General features: G+C 39.1%; 3 protein-coding genes and 1 pseudogene. 3 read left to right on the forward strand and 1 reads right to left on the reverse strand.

The window, feature by feature from the left end; all coding sequences use genetic code 11:
• Both WBN21_RS11980 and WBN21_RS11985 read left to right on the forward strand, forming a co-directional pair.
• A pseudogene (locus WBN21_RS11980) lies at positions 1-226 on the forward strand (chloride channel protein); the annotation flags it as partial.
• Positions 227-466 (forward strand): hypothetical protein, encoded by a 240-nt coding sequence (locus WBN21_RS11985; protein WP_424200588.1) that lies wholly within the window; start codon positions 227-229, stop codon positions 464-466.
• 409 nt (positions 467-875) lie between these two features.
• Here the strand turns inward: WBN21_RS11985 and WBN21_RS11990 are convergent, their stop codons facing one another.
• Positions 876-1,325 carry a nucleoside deaminase gene (locus WBN21_RS11990; protein ID WP_424200590.1) on the reverse strand — a complete coding sequence of 150 codons (450 nt, stop codon included), beginning with the start codon at positions 1,323-1,325 and terminating at the stop codon, positions 876-878.
• A gap of 39 nt (positions 1,326-1,364) precedes the next feature.
• On the opposite strand from WBN21_RS11990, the gene WBN21_RS11995 reads away from it, so the two are divergent.
• Positions 1,365-2,176, forward strand: an 812-nt coding sequence (locus WBN21_RS11995; RefSeq protein ID WP_424200592.1) for a 1-deoxy-D-xylulose-5-phosphate synthase N-terminal domain-containing protein, incomplete at its 3' end; no start/stop codon positions are given.

Below are 2,176 nucleotides of genomic sequence, written 5' to 3' on the forward strand. Positions count from 1 at the left end.
GTTTGATTCCGATTTATATGATAAAGTAAATGCGGATAGCATCATGCATGCCGATGCTGGAATTATTGATTATGATGCGGATTCCATGCAAATCATTATGGATAAATTTAAAACTAGTGGCGCATGGAATTTACCTGTTATTAAAGAAGGCAAATATTATGGATATATTTCAAAGTCTAAATTATTAACGGCGTACAGGCGGCAATTAATTAAGTTCACCAAGTAAATGAAATATCTTATTTTAATATTAACTATTGCAGCCTTTACAAGTATAATTTTAGGGTTTACTTTAAGCGTCGCCTATTCAGAAAAGCTTATTGGTTCGGGTGTTGCAGTTCTGTTTTTAGTCGTATTTCCGTTGTTTTCATACCACCGTTGGAAGGATAAAGACCCAAAAGACTACATGATAAACAAAGAAAATTTAGATAAAATGCGCGAAAACCAAAAGCGAACCAAAAAGTATTAATATTTGGGCGCCTGCCTGCCGGCAGGCAGGTTACCCCTCCTAAGGTCGTCGTCGGGCTTGTAGTTTATCCTGAGCGGAGTCGAAGGGTTGCAAGTCCTCGCACCTCCTTACGTCGGGCTGTGGGCTTCCTGCCTGCCGGCAGGCAGGTCCTCTGCAATCCCTGCCTGCCGGCAGGCAGGCCTAACGTAAAAACACCCCTAAAGTCCCCTAAAGGGGACAATTGTTCACGTTATATAATAAAGATTTACCAATCCTAGTCAAAATGGTAGTTGAAAATACAATTCTTTTCTTTATAACTTCTTGGTTTAGAATGTCCCCTTGAGGGGACTTTAGGGGTGTTAGAGCAGGAAACACACAAACCTGAAACTTGTTACTTGAGATTTGTAACAAATCCAAAATGACAAAAATTCTAATTCAAATTTCGTTTCTCAACAAAAAACCGTTTCATAAGTGCTGAAGCCTCCTCAGCCAAAACACCACCCGTAATAGTTGTTTTTGGGTGCAACTTGGTTTTCAAATTAATGCAACCACGAGTTTCATCTCTTGCGCCATAAACAATTTTTGAAATCTGACTCCAATACAACGCGCCTGCACACATTTGGCAAGGTTCAAGGGTCACATACAAGGTACAATTCTGAAGATACTTGCCTCCTAAAAAATTAGCTGCAGCTGTAATCGCCTGCATTTCGGCATGTGCTGTAACATCGGTTAAAGTTTCAGTTAGGTTATGCCCACGGGCAATAATTCTATTATCAATAGCAATTACTGCGCCAACAGGTATTTCGCCTTTTTCAAAAGCAGCTTCAGCTTCCTGGAGTGCTTTCTTCATAAAATAGGTGTCGTCAAAAGGTTCTATCATAATAGCAAAAATACAAATTCATTCTTGTACTTTTGCTTTGTGCAAAAAAGTCTATTACAACAAATTAACTCACCCATAGAACTCCGTCTTTTAAATCAAAAAGACCTACCTCAACTTGCACAAGAATTACGTAAGTTTATCATTAATATAGTCGCCACCAAAGAAGGACATTTAGGTGCCAGCTTAGGCGTTGTTGAACTTACTATAGCTTTGCATTACGTTTTTAACACACCCAAAGATCAATTAATTTGGGATGTTGGCCATCAAGCTTACGGACATAAAATTTTAACAGGCCGACGGGAAAGCTTTCATACGAACCGCCAATTGGGTGGCATTAGTGGTTTTCCAAAACGCGATGAAAGTGAATACGATGCTTTTGGTGTTGGGCATTCCTCAACCTCTATTTCGGCCGCTTTAGGAATGGCTATTGCATCAAATTTAAAAGGTGAGAACAAACAACATATTGCTGTAATTGGCGATGCTTCTATTGCCAGCGGAATAGCCTTTGAAGGTTTAAATCATGCTGGTGTTACCGATGCTAATTTGCTTGTTATTTTAAATGACAATGCTATTGGAATTGACCCAAGCGTTGGCGCACTTAAACAATATTTAACCAACGTAAAAAAAGGCACGCAAAAGCAAGACAATATTTTTGAAGCCTTAAATTTTGATTACTCAGGACCCATTGATGGCCATGACATAAATAAAATTATTTCAGAACTTGAAAGGCTAAAAACCGTTAAAGGTCCAAAGCTTTTACACGTCATTACTACAAAAGGCAAAGGTTTAAAACAAGCGGAAGCCGACCAAGTAAAATATCATGCTCCGGGGAAATTCGATTCGGCAACAGG

This window comes from Algibacter sp. (genome assembly GCF_049667265.1).
Classification (GTDB): domain Bacteria; phylum Bacteroidota; class Bacteroidia; order Flavobacteriales; family Flavobacteriaceae; genus Algibacter_B.